Annotated in this window: 14 protein-coding genes; 3 read left to right on the forward strand and 11 right to left on the reverse strand. The window is 59.6% G+C overall.

Annotation, left to right across the window (positions count from 1 at the left end; genetic code table 11):
- Positions 1-25: 25 nt before the first annotated feature.
- From KW837_RS16990 to KW837_RS17010, 5 genes are all read right to left on the reverse strand, one after another.
- Complete coding sequence (locus KW837_RS16990; protein ID WP_218397375.1) at positions 26-991, reverse strand: 2-oxoglutarate and iron-dependent oxygenase domain-containing protein; 966 nt, start codon at positions 989-991, stop codon at positions 26-28.
- Positions 992-1,143: 152 nt separating this feature from the next.
- The gene (locus tag KW837_RS16995; RefSeq protein WP_218397377.1) at positions 1,144-2,226 is read right to left on the reverse strand and encodes a BMP family ABC transporter substrate-binding protein; all 1,083 of its coding nucleotides are present in this window, start codon (positions 2,224-2,226) and stop codon (positions 1,144-1,146) included.
- Between the two features lie 344 nt (positions 2,227-2,570).
- A complete protein-coding gene (locus KW837_RS17000) occupies positions 2,571-3,929 on the reverse strand; it encodes an 8-oxoguanine deaminase (protein ID WP_218397379.1) in 1,359 nt (452 codons plus the stop codon).
- Positions 3,930-4,183: 254 nt separating this feature from the next.
- The gene (locus tag KW837_RS17005) at positions 4,184-4,870 is read right to left on the reverse strand and encodes an SDR family oxidoreductase (RefSeq protein WP_123500981.1); all 687 of its coding nucleotides are present in this window, start codon (positions 4,868-4,870) and stop codon (positions 4,184-4,186) included.
- Between the two features lie 25 nt (positions 4,871-4,895).
- Positions 4,896-5,246, reverse strand: a complete 351-nt coding sequence (locus KW837_RS17010) for a MerR family transcriptional regulator (protein ID WP_007906796.1) — start codon at positions 5,244-5,246, stop codon at positions 4,896-4,898.
- A gap of 82 nt (positions 5,247-5,328) precedes the next feature.
- Here KW837_RS17010 and KW837_RS17015 point away from each other — a divergent pair, with 82 nt between their 5' ends.
- Positions 5,329-5,760: a hypothetical protein gene (locus KW837_RS17015; protein ID WP_218397381.1), complete on the forward strand. Its 432-nt coding sequence runs from the start codon at positions 5,329-5,331 to the stop codon at positions 5,758-5,760.
- 66 nt (positions 5,761-5,826) lie between these two features.
- Here the strand turns inward: KW837_RS17015 and KW837_RS17020 are convergent, their stop codons facing one another.
- The 6 genes from KW837_RS17020 to KW837_RS17045 form a co-directional block, all read right to left on the reverse strand.
- Positions 5,827-6,753: an ABC transporter permease gene (locus tag KW837_RS17020; protein ID WP_038978830.1), complete on the reverse strand. Its 927-nt coding sequence runs from the start codon at positions 6,751-6,753 to the stop codon at positions 5,827-5,829.
- Complete coding sequence (locus KW837_RS17025; protein ID WP_218397383.1) at positions 6,753-7,859, reverse strand: ABC transporter permease; 1,107 nt, start codon at positions 7,857-7,859, stop codon at positions 6,753-6,755. Before KW837_RS17025 ends, KW837_RS17020 begins: the two co-directional genes overlap by 1 nt.
- A gap of 11 nt (positions 7,860-7,870) precedes the next feature.
- Positions 7,871-9,436 carry an ABC transporter ATP-binding protein gene (locus KW837_RS17030; protein ID WP_218397385.1) on the reverse strand — a complete coding sequence of 522 codons (1,566 nt, stop codon included), beginning with the start codon at positions 9,434-9,436 and terminating at the stop codon, positions 7,871-7,873.
- Between the two features lie 621 nt (positions 9,437-10,057).
- Positions 10,058-10,639: a YigZ family protein gene (locus KW837_RS17035; RefSeq protein WP_218397387.1), complete on the reverse strand. Its 582-nt coding sequence runs from the start codon at positions 10,637-10,639 to the stop codon at positions 10,058-10,060.
- Positions 10,640-10,646: 7 nt separating this feature from the next.
- A complete protein-coding gene (locus KW837_RS17040; RefSeq protein WP_218397389.1) occupies positions 10,647-11,297 on the reverse strand; it encodes a TetR/AcrR family transcriptional regulator in 651 nt (216 codons plus the stop codon).
- Positions 11,298-11,493: 196 nt separating this feature from the next.
- The gene (locus KW837_RS17045; RefSeq protein WP_008006295.1) at positions 11,494-12,414 is read right to left on the reverse strand and encodes a LysR family transcriptional regulator; all 921 of its coding nucleotides are present in this window, start codon (positions 12,412-12,414) and stop codon (positions 11,494-11,496) included.
- Between the two features lie 139 nt (positions 12,415-12,553).
- On the opposite strand from KW837_RS17045, the gene KW837_RS17050 reads away from it, so the two are divergent.
- Both KW837_RS17050 and KW837_RS17055 read left to right on the forward strand, forming a co-directional pair.
- On the forward strand, positions 12,554-13,903 hold the full coding sequence (locus KW837_RS17050; RefSeq protein ID WP_192345796.1) for an aspartate aminotransferase family protein: 1,350 nt from the start codon (positions 12,554-12,556) through the stop codon (positions 13,901-13,903).
- Positions 13,904-13,971: 68 nt separating this feature from the next.
- On the forward strand, positions 13,972-15,465 hold the full coding sequence (locus KW837_RS17055; RefSeq protein ID WP_007906810.1) for a CoA-acylating methylmalonate-semialdehyde dehydrogenase: 1,494 nt from the start codon (positions 13,972-13,974) through the stop codon (positions 15,463-15,465).
- Positions 15,466-15,786 lie beyond the last annotated feature (321 nt).

The following is a 15,786-nucleotide window of genomic DNA, read 5'->3' on the forward strand; positions in this document are numbered from 1 at the left end:
GAGCAAAACCTGACCAGCCGGTTCATTACACGGCTTCCTGTTGCCGTCGATAGGCGTAGGTATCGGCGAAGCGCGACAACAGGAATTCGGCGCAGGTGGTGGCCGGATACTTGGCTGGATGCCCTTCGTCCTGACAACCGGGCAGGCATTCAATGGCGGTGTCGGGATGCGGTTCGGCAAAAAACGGCATCGAGTAACGATCCACCCCCAACGGGCTGATTACCCGGTGCGGCGTCGACAGGTAATGGTCGTTGCTCCAGCGCGCCATCATGTCGCCGAGGTTGACCACGAACGTGCCTTCGATCGGCGGCGCATCGATCCATTCGCCCCGCACATTGCGCACTTGCAGTCCGCCAGCGGCATCCTGATAAAGCAGGGTGATGCAGCCGTAATCGGTGTGAGCGCCGGCACCTTGCTGATCTTCGGTGCTGGCAGTGTGGCGCGGCGGGTAATGGATCATCCGCAGCACGCTGACCGGTTCTTTGAAACGGCTATCGAAGAAATCGCGCTCAATGCCCAGCGCCAGGGTCATGGCTCGCAGCAGGGTTTGAGCGAGCGCCTGCATGTCGACGTAGTGTTGCTCCATCAGCGATTCCCAGCCAGGCAACGACGGATGACGGTTAGGACCGCGCAAGGGTTTTTCCGCAATCACCTCGGGATGATCGGCCGGCAGGTGCAGGCCCATGTCGAAGGTTTCTTTCAGGTCGCTGGGTTTGCTCGGGTCGAGTTGCTCGGTGGCGATGGCGCCATAGCCGCGGTGGTGGCGGGTTTGAGTGATGTCGATCTTGAGTTTTTCGGCGGTGGGCAGGGCGAAGAAACGTTGGGCATGCTCGAGCACGGCGGCGATACGCGACGGGGCGATCGGGTGGCCCTTGATATAGAAAAAGCCCCATTCGCGGCAGGCATGGTCGATTTGTGTGGCGATGGATTGCCAGGCGTTTTGGTCATCGCTGTAGAGTGGGGCGATGTCGATGATCGGGAGTTGGTTCATGTTGCTGTCCTACGCTGGCTGAAGAGTACCGAAGATCCATTGTGGGAGCGGGCTTGCTCGCGAAGGCGGTGTGTCAGTCGACATCAATATCGCATGACACACCGCCTTCGCGAGCAAGCCCGCTCCCACAGGGTTTTGTGTTCGCGCCGGAATTACTTCGGTATCTCGGCCTTCATGCCTTCGACGTAGTAGTTCATCGACGCCAGCTGCGCATTGGTTGCCGTCGCGCCCGCCGGGATTTTCTCCACACCGGCCTGGTCCTTGATCGGTCCGCTGAACGGATGCAACGCACCGCTCTTGATGTCGGCAATGATCTGCTCGGCTTCGGTTTTTACCGCGGGCGGCACCAGGTCGCTGATCGGCAGCTCAACCGTACCTTCCTTCAGACCGCCCCAGTAATCCTGGGATTTCCATGTGTGGTCGAGCACGCTTTGAGTCGCCTGAATGTAATGCGGCCCCCAGTCATTGACGATAGACGTCAGCACCGCTTTCGGCCCGAAGTGCGCCATGTCCGATGCATAACCGACGGCATACACGCCACGCCGTTCGGCCGCCTGGATCGGTGCCGGGCTGTCGGTGTGCTGGAACACTACGTCCACGCCCTGGTCGATCAGCGCATTGGCGGCGTCGGCTTCCTTGCCCGGGTCGAACCAGGAATTGACCCACACCACTTTGATCTCGGTGCCCGGGTTGTACTTGTTCAGGGCCAGTTGAATGGCGTTGATGTCGCGGATCACTTCCGGGATCGGGAACGAGGCGACGTAGCCGACTTTCTTGGTCTTGGTCATCTTCGCCGCGAGAAAACCGCCGACGTAGCGGCCTTCATAAGTACGTGCCAGGTAAGTGCCGAGGTTCTTGTCCTGCTTGTAGCCGGTGGCATGTTCGAAGGTCACCTTGGGAAATTGCTTGGCGACTTTCAGGGTCGGGTTCATGTAGCCGAAAGACGTGGTGAAAATCAGGTCGTACTTGTCCTTGGCCATGTTGCGGATCACCCGCTCGGCATCGGCGCCCTCGGCGACGTTTTCCACGTAGTTGGTGGTGATCTGCTCGCCGAATTTTTCTGCCAGCACCTTGCGTCCCTGTTCATGCTGATACGTCCAGCCGTGGTCACCGATCGGGCCGATATAGACGAAGCCGACTTTCAGCGGGTCGGCAGCACTGGCGGTCAGGCTGGCGCTCAGACCGATGGCTGCGGCGACAGCGCAAAGTAGCTGCTTCAACGGACGTATATGCATGAACGGGAACTCCATTTTGTTGTGAGGTAGGTCAGGGCAATGCAAATTACTGACCAACAGGACAACAAATGGATCGGAATCGCGTAGCGGCCATCGCGGGCAAGCCCGCACAAGACCTGCGCAAATCCCGTAGGAGCGAGGCTTGCCCGCGAAGAGTCCCTGACGACCACCACAGAACCATCCCGGTGCACCGTCTCGAATCCACGCCATCCACTGGTGCGGGCGCCTCACACAAAACTGTGGGAGCGGGCTTGCTCGCGAAGACGGTATGTCAGCCGACATCAATGTTGCATGACACACCGCTTTCGCGAGCAAGCCCGCTCCCACATTTGTTTGGTGTTGTGTCAGGTGCCGGCGATCAACTGCCGAGCGGCCTGGCTGTGATCGGCAATCAACCCTTTCAGATCCAGCCCCTCAACCTGACCGTCGATCACCCGCCACTTTCCGCCGACCATCACCCGGTCCGCCCGATCCGCGCCGCACAGCAGCAGCGCCGACACCGGATCATGGCTGCCGGAGAAGCGCAGTTCATCCAGTTTGAACAGCGCCAGATCCGCCTGCTTGCCCACCGCCAGTTCACCGATGTCGCTGCGCCCGAGCAAACTCGCCGAGCCCTTGGTCGCCCAGCCCAGTACCAATTCTGGCGTAATCTTTTCCGCGCCATAACGCAGCCGCTGGATGTACAGCGCCTGACGGGTTTCGAGGATCATGTTCGACGCATCGTTGGACGCCGAACCGTCCACGCCCAGACCCAGCAGCGCCCCCGCAGCGGTCAGGTCCAGCGTCGGGCAAATGCCGGAAGCCAGGCGCATGTTTGAACTCGGGCAATGGCAAATGCCCGTGCCGGCCGCGCCGAGGCGGGCGATTTCGTCGGGGTTGAAATGAATGCCGTGGGCCAGCCACGTGCGCGGGCCGAGCCAGCCGACGCTGTCCAGGTAATCAACGGTGCGCAGGCCGAAACGTTGCAGGCAGAAGTCTTCTTCGTCGAGGGTTTCCGCCAGGTGCGTGTGCAGGCGCACGTCGAGTGTGTTCGCCAGTTCGGCGCTGGCGGACATGATTTCCGGGGTCACCGAGAACGGCGAGCACGGTGCCAGGGCGATTTGAATCTGCGCCCCATCACCGCGCTCGTGGTATGCGGCAATCAAACGTTGGCTGTCATCGAGGATCACTTCACCTTCCTGGACGGTCTGCTGCGGTGGCAGGCCGCCGTCTTTCTCGCCAAGGCTCATGGAACCGCGAGTGAGCATGGCGCGCATGCCCAGCTCGCGAACACTCTCGACCTGTACGTCGATCGCATTTTCCAGGCCTTCCGGAAACAGGTAATGGTGATCGGCCGCGGTGGTACAACCGGACAGCAGCAACTCAGCCAACGCGACTTTGGTGGCGAGGGCGAGTTTTTCAGGGGTGAGACGAGCCCAGACCGGATAGAGGGTTTTCAGCCACGGGAACAAAGGCTGATTAACCACCGGTGCCCAGGCACGGGTCAGGGTTTGATAGAAGTGGTGATGGGTGTTGATCAGCCCTGGCAGGATCACGTATTCGCGCGCATCGAAAACGTGGTCACAGGGCGCGGAGGGCTGTTGACCGGCGGCGAGCACTTCGACGATCAAGCCGTCTTGCACAACCAGACCGCCACGGGCATCGAGCGCGTTGGCCGTGAAAATGGCGAGGGGATTTTTTAACCAGGTACGGGTCGCAGGCATGGTGGCCGGCTCCTCTGAAAGTTGGGTTCAGGGTTGCCAGCTCAGTGTTGCCCTGTCTGCTGATCCAGGGTCGCCGCGGGGGCGAGGTGCGGAGTTTCGAACAAAAAAGCTTCGCGGGCAAGCCCGGCCCGACAGGACAACGCAAGACCCCTGTGGGAGCGGGCTTGCTCGCGAAGGCGGTGTGTCATTCACATCAATGCCGACTGACACTCCCTCTTCGCGAGCAAGCCCGCTCCCACACTCGATCTGTGGTGTTACCAGGGAATGGTCTCACCCCTGTAGTTCACAAAATGATGCCCGCCCTTGCCGGCATACGCATTCACCTGATCGATCAACCCGCGGGTGCTGGTTTCCACATCAATGTCCGCGCCTTCACCGCCCATATCAGTTTTCACCCAACCCGGATGCAGCGACAGCACGGTGAGTTTCTGTTCGCCCAGTTGCGTGACGAAGCTGTTGGTCATGGAGTTCAGCGCCGCTTTGCTGGCCTTGTACAGTGCCAGCTCCGGCGCGTCGGGCATGGTCACGCTGCCCAGCACCGAACTCATGAAGGCCAGCACGCCGCTGCCATCGCGAATCTGCCCGACGAAGCGCTGGGCCAGATTGATCGGCGCAACGGCATTGGTGAAGAACAATTGCCCCACCTCGGCCAACGTCGCGCCGCCCGGCGTCTGGACCTCCGGGCCCTTGACTCCGGCATTCACAAACAACAAGTCGAAGACTTCCCCCTTGAGTTGTTGGCTAAGGGCAATGACCGCTTGCTGATCGTCCATGTCGAGTTTTTCGATCCGCACCTTGCCCAGCGCTTGCAAGGCTTCGGCGCCCTGCGGGTTGCGCACGGTGGCGGTGACTTGCCAGCCGTCGGCCAGCAGGGTTTTCACCAGACCGAGGCCCAAGCCTCGGGAGGCACCGATGATGAGTGCGGTTTTTGCCTTGGACATGAATGGCTTCCTTGATGGATGAAAATCACGGATTTAATGGACAACGTTGACCGAGCCGATGTTGCAGTTCCTGACGCAAGACATCGAGTTCGGCGATGCGGGTTTCGATCAGGTTCAGTTTGTCTTGCAGCAGTTGGGTCACGGCATTGGCCGGGTCGGGCGCCTGCCACAGCGCAGCGACGCTGCTGCCGATCTCGCCGAGGGTAAAGCCCAGTCGCTGAGCGGTCTTGATGTACAGCACCAGTTGCACCATCTCCGCCGGATAGTCGCGATAACCATTGGCGCTGCGTTGCGCGGCGATCAACCCGCGCTGCTCGTAAAAGCGCAACGTGTCGCGGCTGACGGCGCTGGCCTGGGCCAATTCACCGATGCGCATCTTGATGTCTCGAGAGGGCTTGACCCTGGAGCATACTCCAGGCTTTAGCCTTGTTGCTCCCTGAATTTACGGAGCAAGACGGATGTGGACTTCAACGCAATATCGTCAAGTGGTGCGTGGCAGTGCGTGGTACGACCTGATCGTGACCGCTGCTTTTGTGACGCCGTGGAGTTTTGCGGCGTTGCATGGCGTGTTGTTGAGCCTGAGCCAAGCTTTCAATTTGCCTGGCGAGCTACCGCCGTTCGAGCCGATGCACATGCTGATGGCGAATTTGTTGGGTTCGATTGTGTGCGTGTGGGCCGTGCTGCGGATTCGTGATCCGCAGCAGGTGTTTGGGCGGTATGACGCGGTGGGGCGGTTTCTGTTTTCGGCTTGGCAGCTGTATGCCTTGCTCCACGGCGCCAGCTTATTGCTGGTTGTTTCCCTGGTCTTTGAATTGGCGTGGGGCGTTGTTCAAGTGTTGCCTGTTCGGGCGCCTTCGCGGGCAAGCCTCGCTCCTACAGGTTTTGTATAAGCCGTAAGAACGAAATGGATCCGTAGGAGCGAGGCTTGCCCGCGAAGAGGCCCGAACGGCCAACACCTAATGCCCGGCCTGCCACGGCTGCCCCAACGACACCGGCGCATACAACCGTGTGCGCACGGCATCCCGGGACAGCAGCACCAACACCACAATGGTCGCGACATACGGCAGCATCGCCAGCAGGCTCGACGGAATCGCCAGCCCCAACCCCTGCGCCACCAAATGCAGGATGCTGGCGAGACCGAACAGATACGCCCCGAGCAGCAATCGCCACACCCGCCAACTGGCAAATACCACCAGTGCCAGGGCAATCCAGCCGCGACCGGCACTCATGTTTTCCGCCCACATCGGCGTGTACGCCAGGGACAGATAAGCCCCGGCCAACCCCGCCATCGCCCCACCAAACAGCACCGCCAGCGTACGCACGCGCAACACCGGCAAGCCCATGGCACTGGCGGCATCCGGATTTTCTCCGACGGCCTGAATGATCAACCCGACGCGACTTTTCAGAATCACCCAGGCCACTAACGTGAACAGCGCGAACGACAGGTACACCAGCAAGTCCTGGGCAAACAGCATCCGCCCGATCAGCGGGATTTCACTCAACAACGGAATCGCCACCGGCTCGAAACCCGCCAATGGTTTGCCAACCCATGCTGCGCCGACAAAGGTCGACAGGCCCACGCCGAAGATCGTCAACGCCAACCCGGTCGCCACCTGATTGGCGTTGAACACCAGTGCCACCAAGGCAAACAGCGACGACAGCAGCATCCCGGCGAGCATCGCCAGCAACACGCCAAGCCAGAGGTTGCCGCTGTTCAGCGCGACGATGAAACCGATCACCGCGCCAAACAGCATCATGCCTTCCTGCCCCAGATTGAGGACGCCACTCTTCTCGCAGATCAGCTCGCCCAGCGCCACCAGCAACAACGGCGTACCGCAACGGACCATGGCGTAGAAAATATTGCTCAGCAGATCGATATCCATCACAAGGCTCCTGCGTGTACGGCGGTGGTTGGTGCACGGCGGGCCCAGCGCAGGTTCAAACGCGGTCGGTAGAGAATCAGCACGTCACTGGCCAGCAGGAAAAACAGCATCATCCCCTGGAACAATTGAGTGATCGCTTGCGGCAGGTTCATGCTCATCTGTGCGCTTTCGCCGCCGATGTACAGCAGCGCCATCAACAGGCTGGAAAACAGAATGCCGATGGGATTCAGCCGCCCGAGAAACGCCACGGTGATCGCCGCATAGCCGTAACCCGGTGAGACCTGCGGCACCAATTGACCGATCGGCCCAGTGACTTCGCAGACCCCGGCCAACCCCGCCAAACCGCCGCTGATCAACAACGCCAGCCAGATCAGCCGCTTCTCGCGAAAGCCGACGAAACCGGCGGCGCGCTTGTCCAGCCCGAGCACTTTGATCTGGAAGCCGACAAAGCTTTTCTGCAGCAATACCCACACCGCCACCAGCGCGAGCAGGGCGAAATACACACCGGCATGAACCCGGCCGTCCTCCATCAACAGCGGCAGTCGACTGGCATCGCCGAACATTGCCGACTCTGGAAAGTTGAACCCCGCCGGGTCCTTCAGCGGCCCGTGGACGCAGAACAGCAGCAGGTTCAGGGCGATGTAATTGAGCATGATGCTGGTGAGGATTTCATTGGCGTTGAAGCGCGTGCGCAACCATGCCGTCAACCCGGCCCACGCGGCGCCGGCCAAGGTGCCTGTGAGCAGGATCAACACCAGCGCCCAGCGGCTTTGCCAGCCAATGATGTTCACTGCCAACGCACTGCCGGCGAGGGCGCCGAGCAGCAACTGACCTTCGGCGCCGATGTTCCAGATCCGCGCCTGATACGCCACCGCCAGGCCCAATGCGCAGAGCAGAATCGGCAACGCTTTGACCAACAATTCGGAGACGCCGTACAAGTCGCTGATCGGTGCAATCAGCAACGTGTGCAAGGTCAGCAACGGATCGTGGCCCAGGGCGATAAACAGCAATGAGCCACAGCCCAGCGTCAACACGGCCGCCAGCAGGGGCGAGCACCACAACATCAGGCGTGATTGCTGGCCACGGGGTTCGAGAGAAAGCAGCATGTGAAACTCCGTTAAAGCGCTACGGGGGCAGGTGATTGAGGCGCGTCGAACTGGCCAGCCATCCAGCCGCCGACGTCGCTCAGATGGGTGTCGACGGTGGCCTGCAATGGCGACAGCCGACCGCCGCACAGGGCGCCGAGGCGATCGCAGATCTGGAACAGTTCGTCGAGGTCTTCGGAGATCACCAGGATCGCCGCGCCGGCATCGCGCAAGGCAATCAACGCCCGGTGAATGGTCGCGGCCGCTCCGACGTCCACGCCCCAGGTCGGGTGCGCGGCCACCAGTAATTCAGGTTGTTGAAGGATCTCCCGGCCGAGGATGAATTTTTGCAAGTTGCCGCCGGACAGACTGCGAGCAGGCGCCTGGGCATCAGGTGTCTTGACCCCGAAGCGGCGAATGATGTCTTCGGCCAGCGCTTCGACCTTGCCGCGCTGGATCAGCCCGTTGCTGACAAGCCCCTGTTGAAACGCAGTGAGCAGGGCGTTATCTGCCAGGCTCAGCTCCGGCACCGCGCCATGGCCCAGACGCTCGGCGGGGACGAACGCCAGGCCAAGTTTGCGTCGAGCATCCGGCCGCAGATGCGCCACCGGTTGCCCGCCGAAACTGATCGTTGCGCTGTCATCGCGGGGTAACCGTTCTTCGCCACTGAGCAAGGCCAGCAACTCATCCTGACCATTGCCGGCCACTCCGGCGACCCCCACGATTTCGCCGCTGCGCACGTCGAAATCAATGTCCTTCAGCGAGCAGCCGAACGGGTCCGGGTTGTGCCAGGACAACCCCGCCACATTCAAAAACGCATCAGCGCCCATGACCTTTGGATAGTCGGTGATCAGCTCGGCGGCTTCACCGACCATCAACTGCGCCAATTGCCGATCCGAGCACTGCGCCGGCACGCAATGCCCGGCCACCCGACCGCCGCGCAACACCGTAGCGCTGTGGCACAACGCGCGCACTTCGCCGAGCTTGTGGCTGATAAACAGAATGCTGCAGCCCTCGCTCGCCAGTCGGCGCAATGTGACAAACAGTTCGTCGGCTTCTTGCGGGGTCAGTACAGATGTCGGCTCATCGAGAATCAACAGGCGGATGTCTTGCATCAGGCAGCGAATGATTTCCACCCGCTGACGCTCGCCGATGGACAGGCTGTGGACAAGTCGCTCCGGTTCCAGCGCCATGCCGTAGCGTTGGGACACTTCACGAATCTTCGGCTCAAGCTGCTTCGGCGTACCCGCCGCAGCGCCCATGGCCAGCGCAATGTTCTGCGCCACGCTCAGGGTTTCGAACAGCGAGAAATGCTGGAACACCATGCCAATCCCGAGGCCGCGAGCCTGGGCCGGATTGCGCATGGTCACGCGCTGGCCCTGCCAGATCATTTCCCCTGAGTCGGCGTGAGTGACGCCGTAGATGATCTTCATCAGGGTACTTTTTCCCGCACCGTTTTCGCCGAGCAGGGCGTGAATTTCACCGGGCGCAATGCTCAAGTCGATGGCATCGTTGGCCAGGCAACCGGGGTAACGTTTGCTGATTCTGCGCAATTGCAGGCGGGGTATTTGATCGGGGATCGGCACGGGGTTGGACATGACAGGCTCAGGTCGACAGAAGTTATGCCTGGGGATAAAGCAATTTCCTGGCCATTGAGTCAGGAAATCGGCAAGGCCTTGCTGATTTTGGGTTGTGGGCGGTGTCTCGCCTTATTCCAACTCCGAATCAGGCACCACTTGAGGGCACGTTCTTTGATCAGGCTCTGGTTTTGCGCGCGGTGAATTGATCAAGAAACGACCAATACCCTGCAAGCTATGTCGGACATGGGGCTGCGCCAGCCATGAACGGGTTATCCACAGGTTGTTCCACAGTATTTGTGCGCAAGCCGAGCGGAGGGGCATAAGCACTGAGGGGCTTTCTTCTAATGGCGATAAACCGCTCTAACTGTTTGTTTTTACGTGGAATAAATGTTGCTGCTGGGGATTTGGATGAAAAATGAACAAAGCCCGCAAAGCCGCATGACAGAAGGGTTACAGGGGAATGTACTCAGGTTATCCACAGCCGGGTGCACAGCAGATGTGGGCAAGTATCGAGAATAAAGAAAACCGGGGTGCCCCAAAAGATCGCAGCCTTCGGCAGCTCCTACGGGATTGCATTCATTACGCAAGTACACGGTCGGCGTAGGAGCTGCCGAAGGCTGCGATCTTTTGATCTTTCTTTTATCGCTGCAACAAAATACGCCCGCGACTCAAATCCGCCAGCTGCATCTGCAAGGTCTCTATTTGCCCCTCGCCGATCGCCAATTGCAGTTCCACGCCATTGGCCGTGAAGATTTCCTCCACGACCAAACCGCCCAGTTCCGCCACCCGAAGTTTCACCAGCGCCAATTCACTAAATGCGCAGGCACAACTCACCGGCACCCGACTGATCAGCTCGACCTTCGGCGCCCCTTGCAGGCATTTGTTGGCACCGCCGCCATAGGCCCGGGCGAGGCCGCCAGTGCCCAGTTGAATGCCGCCATACCAACGGATCACCAACACCGCGACCTGATCGCAATCCTGAGCTTCGATCGCTGCGAGAATCGGCCGGCCAGCGGTGCCGCCGGGTTCGCCATCATCGTTGCTGCGATATTGATCGCCGAGTTTCCAGGCCCAGCAATTGTGCGAGGCGTTCAAATCACTGTGCTGCTCGATGAACGCTTGAGCATCCGCTGCGCTAGTGATTGGTCCGGCGAGGGCGATGAAGCGGCTTTTGCGAATCTCTTCGCGGTGTTCGCAAAAGCCGCTGAGGGTAAAAGGCATAGGTGTCTTAGATAGCAGGCGTCAGGCCGCAGCCTTTGAGAATGATGCGGATCAGGTTGTTGCCGGCGTCTTCCATGTCTTGCTTGGTCAACTTGGTGCGCCCGGTGACACGGCAGATCTGCGTGGCAAAATCGGCGTAATGCTGGGTGCTGCCCCACAGCAGGAAGATCAGGTGCACCGGGTCGACCGGGTCCATTTTGCCGGCATCGATCCACGTCTGAAACACCGCGGCCCGGCCCTGAAACCAGATGCGATAGTCCTGGTTGAAATGCGCGCTCAGGCATTCGCCGCCGCTGATGACCTCCATGGCGAAGACCCGCGAAGCTTGTGGCTGGCGTCGGGAGAATTCCATTTTTGCTCGAATGTATCGCGTCAATGCTTCTGCCGGATCATCCTCGACGGTCAGGGTATTGAAGGTGCTGTCCCAGAGTTCAAGGATGTTGCTCAGCACCGCCACATACAAACCGAGTTTGTTAGTGAAGTAGTAATGCAGGTTCGCTTTGGGCAACCCGGCCTTCTGCGCGATGGTGTTCATGCTGGTGCCTTTGAATCCGTGACGGGCGAACTCGTCTTCGGCGGCTTTGATGATGGTCTCTTCGTTCTTCTGACGAATGCGGCTGGCGGGTTTGCCGCCGTGGGCTGGGACTTCAAAGGTCATAGGCACTTCCGAACAGGTAAATGGGTGCAACCAGATGCGTTGATAGCGCACCCGCAGGTCGCAGACAAGTCCTGTTGCGATAAAACCTGAACACCATAATCCCTGTGGGAGCGGGCTTGCTCGCGAAGGCGGTGTGTCAGTTGCATTAATGTCGACTGATACTCCCTCTTCGCGAGCAAGCCCGCTCCCACAGGTTTCAGCGTGTTGCGGCCAGACTCTCCAAAAAACTCTCCAGCACCAAGTGGGGACGACGGCCCTTGCGTGTGACCGATGCCAGACTCAGGTCATAAAAACGTGCCTTGGGTTTCAGCGCACGCAATCGGCCCTGCTGCACCCAGAGGCTGGCGTAATGATCTGGCAGATAACCGATGTAGCGCCCGGTCAGAATCAGAAATGCCATGCCTTCGCGATCCGATGCACTGGCGGTGCAGTTGAGCGCCTGATAGTGGGCCTGAATCTCGGCAGGCAAACGGAAGGTCGGAGCGATGGCGTCCTGGCTATTGAGACGCTCATCGTCCAGTTGTTTGTCGTCGACATAAAATAACGGATGCCCGACTGCGCAATACAGCAGCGAACGTTCGCTGTAGAGCGGCTGATATTCCAGACCCGACAGCGCACTGGCCTGCGGCACTACGCCGACATGCAAGCGCCCGTCGAGCACGCCTTGTTCGACTTCATTGGGCGCGATCATGCGGATCTGGATCTGTACGTCCGGGCCGCGTTCCTTCAACTGCGCCAAGGCGTGGGTGATGCGCATGTGGGGCAGGGTGACCAGGTTGTCGGTCAGGCCAATGGTCAACTCACCGCGCAAATGTTGGTGGAGGCCGTTGACCTCGGTGCGGAAGCTTTCCAGCGCACTTAATAGCTGCAGCGCTGATTGGTAGACCTCGCGGCCCTCTTCGGTCAGGGAAAAACCGGCGCGACCGCGTTGGCACAGACGCAGGCCGAGGCGTTGCTCCAGATCGCTCATCTGCTGGCTGATCGCCGAGCGACCGATCCCCAGCACGGATTCCGCCGCAGAGAAGCCGCCGCATTCCACGACGCTGCGAAAAATCCGCAACAGGCGGATATCAAAGTCACTGACTTGCGCCAGTGGATCGGGACGACGGCTGCTCATGCTTTGTTTGCTCAAAGTTTAGTGGCTGGCTGACTGAAGGTTAGAAAAGTTGGATTTCACCGACTTTATCTCCGTGGCAATTTAGCTGCAAGAACGCTTTTCATCTCCACGCCGCTTATTGCCCTGCGAGGTTTTGCCCATGAACGTGCCTGAAAACGCCCCGACTTCCCTGGCCAGCCAGCTCAAGCTCGATGCTCACTGGATGCCCTACACCGCGAACCGCAATTTCCAGCGCGACCCGCGACTGATCGTGGCTGCCGAGGGCAGTTGGCTGACAGACGACAAGGGCCGCAAGGTCTACGATTCGCTCTCGGGTCTGTGGACCTGCGGCGCCGGACACACCCGCAAGGAAATTCAGGACGCGGTGGCCAAGCAGTTGGGTACCCTGGATTACTCGCCGGGCTTTCAGTACGGTCACCCGCTGTCGTTCCAGTTGGCCGAGAAAATCACCGATCTGACCCCGGGCAATCTGAATCACGTGTTCTTCACCGACTCGGGTTCCGAGTGCGCAGACACGGCGGTGAAAATGGTGCGCGCTTACTGGCGCCTGAAAGGCCAGGCCACCAAAACCAAAATGATCGGTCGAGCTCGTGGTTATCACGGCGTGAACATCGCCGGCACCAGCCTCGGTGGCGTGAACGGCAACCGCAAACTGTTCGGTCAGGCGATGATGGACGTCGATCACCTGCCGCACACTTTGCTGGCGAGCAATGCTTTCACTCGTGGCATGCCGGAGCAGGGTGGTATCGCGTTGGCGGATGAATTGCTCAAGTTGATCGAGCTGCATGATGCCTCGAACATCGCAGCGGTATTCGTCGAGCCATTGGCTGGTTCCGCTGGCGTGCTGGTTCCGCCGCAGGGTTACCTCAAGCGTTTGCGCGAGATCTGCGATCAGCACAACATCCTGCTGGTGTTTGACGAAGTGATCACCGGTTTTGGTCGTACAGGTTCGATGTTCGGTGCCGACAGCTTCGGCGTGACGCCGGACCTGATGTGCATTGCCAAGCAAGTCACCAACGGCGCGATCCCGATGGGCGCAGTGATTGCCAGCTCCGAGATCTATCAGACCTTCATGAACCAGGCGACGCCGGAATACGCGGTGGAGTTCCCGCACGGCTATACCTATTCCGCGCACCCGGTAGCTTGCGCTGCGGGCCTGGCGGCACTCGATCTGCTGCAAAAGGAAAACCTGGTGCAGAGCGTGGCGGAAGTGGCGCCGCATTTCGAAAATGCATTGCATGGTTTGAAGGGCTCGAAAAACGTCATCGACATTCGTAACTACGGGTTGGCCGGTGCCATCCAGATTGCGCCTCGCGACGGCGATGCCATCGTGCGTCCGTTCGAAGCCGGCATGGCTCTGTGGAAAGCCGGGTTCTACGTGCGCTTCGGCGGCGACACCCTGCAGTTCGGCCCAACCTTCAACAGCAAGCCGCAGGACCTTGATCGTCTGTTCGACGCGGTCGGCGAAGTGCTGAACAAGATCGACTGATTTTCCCCCTCTCTCTCTATATAGGCGTCCTTTCGCGGGCGCCTATGGACAACTTTCAGGAGCCCTGCATGAGCCTTATCCCGCATTTGATCAATGGCGAACTGGTGACCGAAGACGGTCGTACGGCCGACGTGTTCAACCCGTCCACCGGTCAGGCGATCCACAAACTGCCATTGGCCAGCCGTGAAACCATTCAAAAAGCCATCGACTCGGCTAAAGCTGCGTTCCCGGCCTGGCGTAATACTCCGCCGGCCAAGCGTGCCCAGGTGATGTTCCGCTTCAAGCAATTGCTGGAACAGAACGAAGCTCGCATTGCACAACTGATCAGCGAAGAACATGGCAAGACCCTGGAAGATGCCGCCGGTGAATTGAAGCGAGGGATCGAGAACGTCGAGTTCGCCTGCGCGGCACCGGAAATTCTCAAGGGTGAGTACAGCCGCAATGTTGGGCCGAACATTGATGCCTGGTCGGATTTCCAGCCATTGGGCGTGGTGGCCGGTATTACTCCGTTCAACTTCCCGGCCATGGTGCCGCTGTGGATGTATCCGCTGGCGATCGTCTGCGGCAACTGCTTTATCCTGAAACCGTCCGAGCGTGATCCAAGCTCGACGCTGCTGATTGCTCAGCTGCTGTTGGAGGCCGGCCTGCCGAAAGGCGTGCTGAGTGTGGTGCATGGCGACAAGGCTGCGGTGGATGCCTTGATTGAAGCGCCGGAAGTCAAAGCGCTGAGCTTTGTCGGTTCGACACCGATTGCCGAATACATTTACGCCGAAGGCACCAAGCGCGGCAAACGCGTCCAGGCGCTGGGCGGGGCGAAGAACCATGCGGTATTGATGCCGGATGCGGATCTGGATAACGCCGTCAGCGCACTGATGGGCGCGGCGTACGGTTCGTGCGGTGAGCGCTGCATGGCGATCTCGGTTGCTGTATGCGTCGGCGATCAAGTGGCCGATGCGTTGGTGGCCAAACTGGTACCGCAGGTCAAAGCGTTGAAAATCGGTGCCGGTACGACCTGTGGCCTGGATATGGGGCCGCTGGTTTCCGGTCAGGCTCGCGATAAAGTCAGTGGCTATATAGAAGACGGTGTTTCAGCAGGGGCGACCTTGGTGGTGGATGGTCGTGGTCTGAGCGTGGCCGGTCATGAGGAAGGTTTCTTCCTGGGCGGTTGCCTGTTCGATAACGTCACGCCAGAGATGCGCATCTATAAAGAAGAGATCTTCGGGCCGGTGCTGTGCGTCGTTCGGGTCAACAGCCTGGAAGAGGCGATGCAGCTGATCAACGATCACGAGTATGGCAATGGCACCTGTATCTTCACGCGTGATGGGGAAGCGGCGCGGTTGTTCTGCGATGAGATTGAAGTGGGCATGGTCGGCGTCAACGTGCCTTTGCCGGTGCCGGTGGCTTATCACAGCTTTGGCGGCTGGAAGCGTTCGCTGTTTGGCGATCTGCATGCGTATGGTCCGGATGGCGTGCGTTTCTACACTCGTCGCAAAGCTATTACCCAGCGCTGGCCGCAACGGGCGAGCCATGAGGCTTCGCAATTCGCATTCCCTAGTTTGTAAGTAGAAGGGAAGAAGGCCGGCCCCTAGGGGCCGGCCTTCGTGTTTTCGGGGCTTCTTTGCCTTATATGACAGAATTGTGAAATCAGGGGTTGACGGCAGATTCTGGACGTCTATAATTCGCCCCACTTCCGGCGCAGTCGAAACGGAAAACTCCTTGGTAAACAAAGAGTTACGCAGTTTTCGACAGCGGTTATGCTTCAGTTCATCGAAGCCAGAAGGAGTTGAAAGAGCGGTGTTGTTTGGCTCTTTTGACGGTTCGATCTTCTCGGTCGAAAGCGGAGAAAAAGAGGTGTTGACAGCAGCGAGTAACGCTGTAGAATT

This window comes from Pseudomonas sp. PDM24 (genome assembly GCF_019218905.1).
In the GTDB taxonomy this organism is placed as follows: domain Bacteria; phylum Pseudomonadota; class Gammaproteobacteria; order Pseudomonadales; family Pseudomonadaceae; genus Aquipseudomonas.

Excerpts from the sequence above, each read along its gene's own strand:
- KW837_RS16990 (WP_218397375.1), bottom strand. The coding sequence starts at position 991 with ATGAACCAACTCCCGATCATCGACATCGCCCCACTCTACAGCGATGAC.
- KW837_RS16995 (WP_218397377.1), bottom strand. The coding sequence starts at position 2,226 with ATGCATATACGTCCGTTGAAGCAGCTACTTTGCGCTGTCGCCGCAGCC.
- KW837_RS17000 (WP_218397379.1), bottom strand. The coding sequence starts at position 3,929 with ATGCCTGCGACCCGTACCTGGTTAAAAAATCCCCTCGCCATTTTCACG.
- KW837_RS17005 (WP_123500981.1), bottom strand. The coding sequence starts at position 4,870 with ATGTCCAAGGCAAAAACCGCACTCATCATCGGTGCCTCCCGAGGCTTG.
- KW837_RS17010 (WP_007906796.1), bottom strand. The coding sequence starts at position 5,246 with ATGCGCATCGGTGAATTGGCCCAGGCCAGCGCCGTCAGCCGCGACACG.
- KW837_RS17015 (WP_218397381.1), top strand. The coding sequence starts at position 5,329 with ATGTGGACTTCAACGCAATATCGTCAAGTGGTGCGTGGCAGTGCGTGG.
- KW837_RS17020 (WP_038978830.1), bottom strand. The coding sequence starts at position 6,753 with ATGGATATCGATCTGCTGAGCAATATTTTCTACGCCATGGTCCGTTGC.
- KW837_RS17025 (WP_218397383.1), bottom strand. The coding sequence starts at position 7,859 with ATGCTGCTTTCTCTCGAACCCCGTGGCCAGCAATCACGCCTGATGTTG.
- KW837_RS17030 (WP_218397385.1), bottom strand. The coding sequence starts at position 9,436 with ATGTCCAACCCCGTGCCGATCCCCGATCAAATACCCCGCCTGCAATTG.
- KW837_RS17035 (WP_218397387.1), bottom strand. The coding sequence starts at position 10,639 with ATGCCTTTTACCCTCAGCGGCTTTTGCGAACACCGCGAAGAGATTCGC.
- KW837_RS17040 (WP_218397389.1), bottom strand. The coding sequence starts at position 11,297 with ATGACCTTTGAAGTCCCAGCCCACGGCGGCAAACCCGCCAGCCGCATT.
- KW837_RS17045 (WP_008006295.1), bottom strand. The coding sequence starts at position 12,414 with ATGAGCAGCCGTCGTCCCGATCCACTGGCGCAAGTCAGTGACTTTGAT.
- KW837_RS17050 (WP_192345796.1), top strand. The coding sequence starts at position 12,554 with ATGAACGTGCCTGAAAACGCCCCGACTTCCCTGGCCAGCCAGCTCAAG.
- KW837_RS17055 (WP_007906810.1), top strand. The coding sequence starts at position 13,972 with ATGAGCCTTATCCCGCATTTGATCAATGGCGAACTGGTGACCGAAGAC.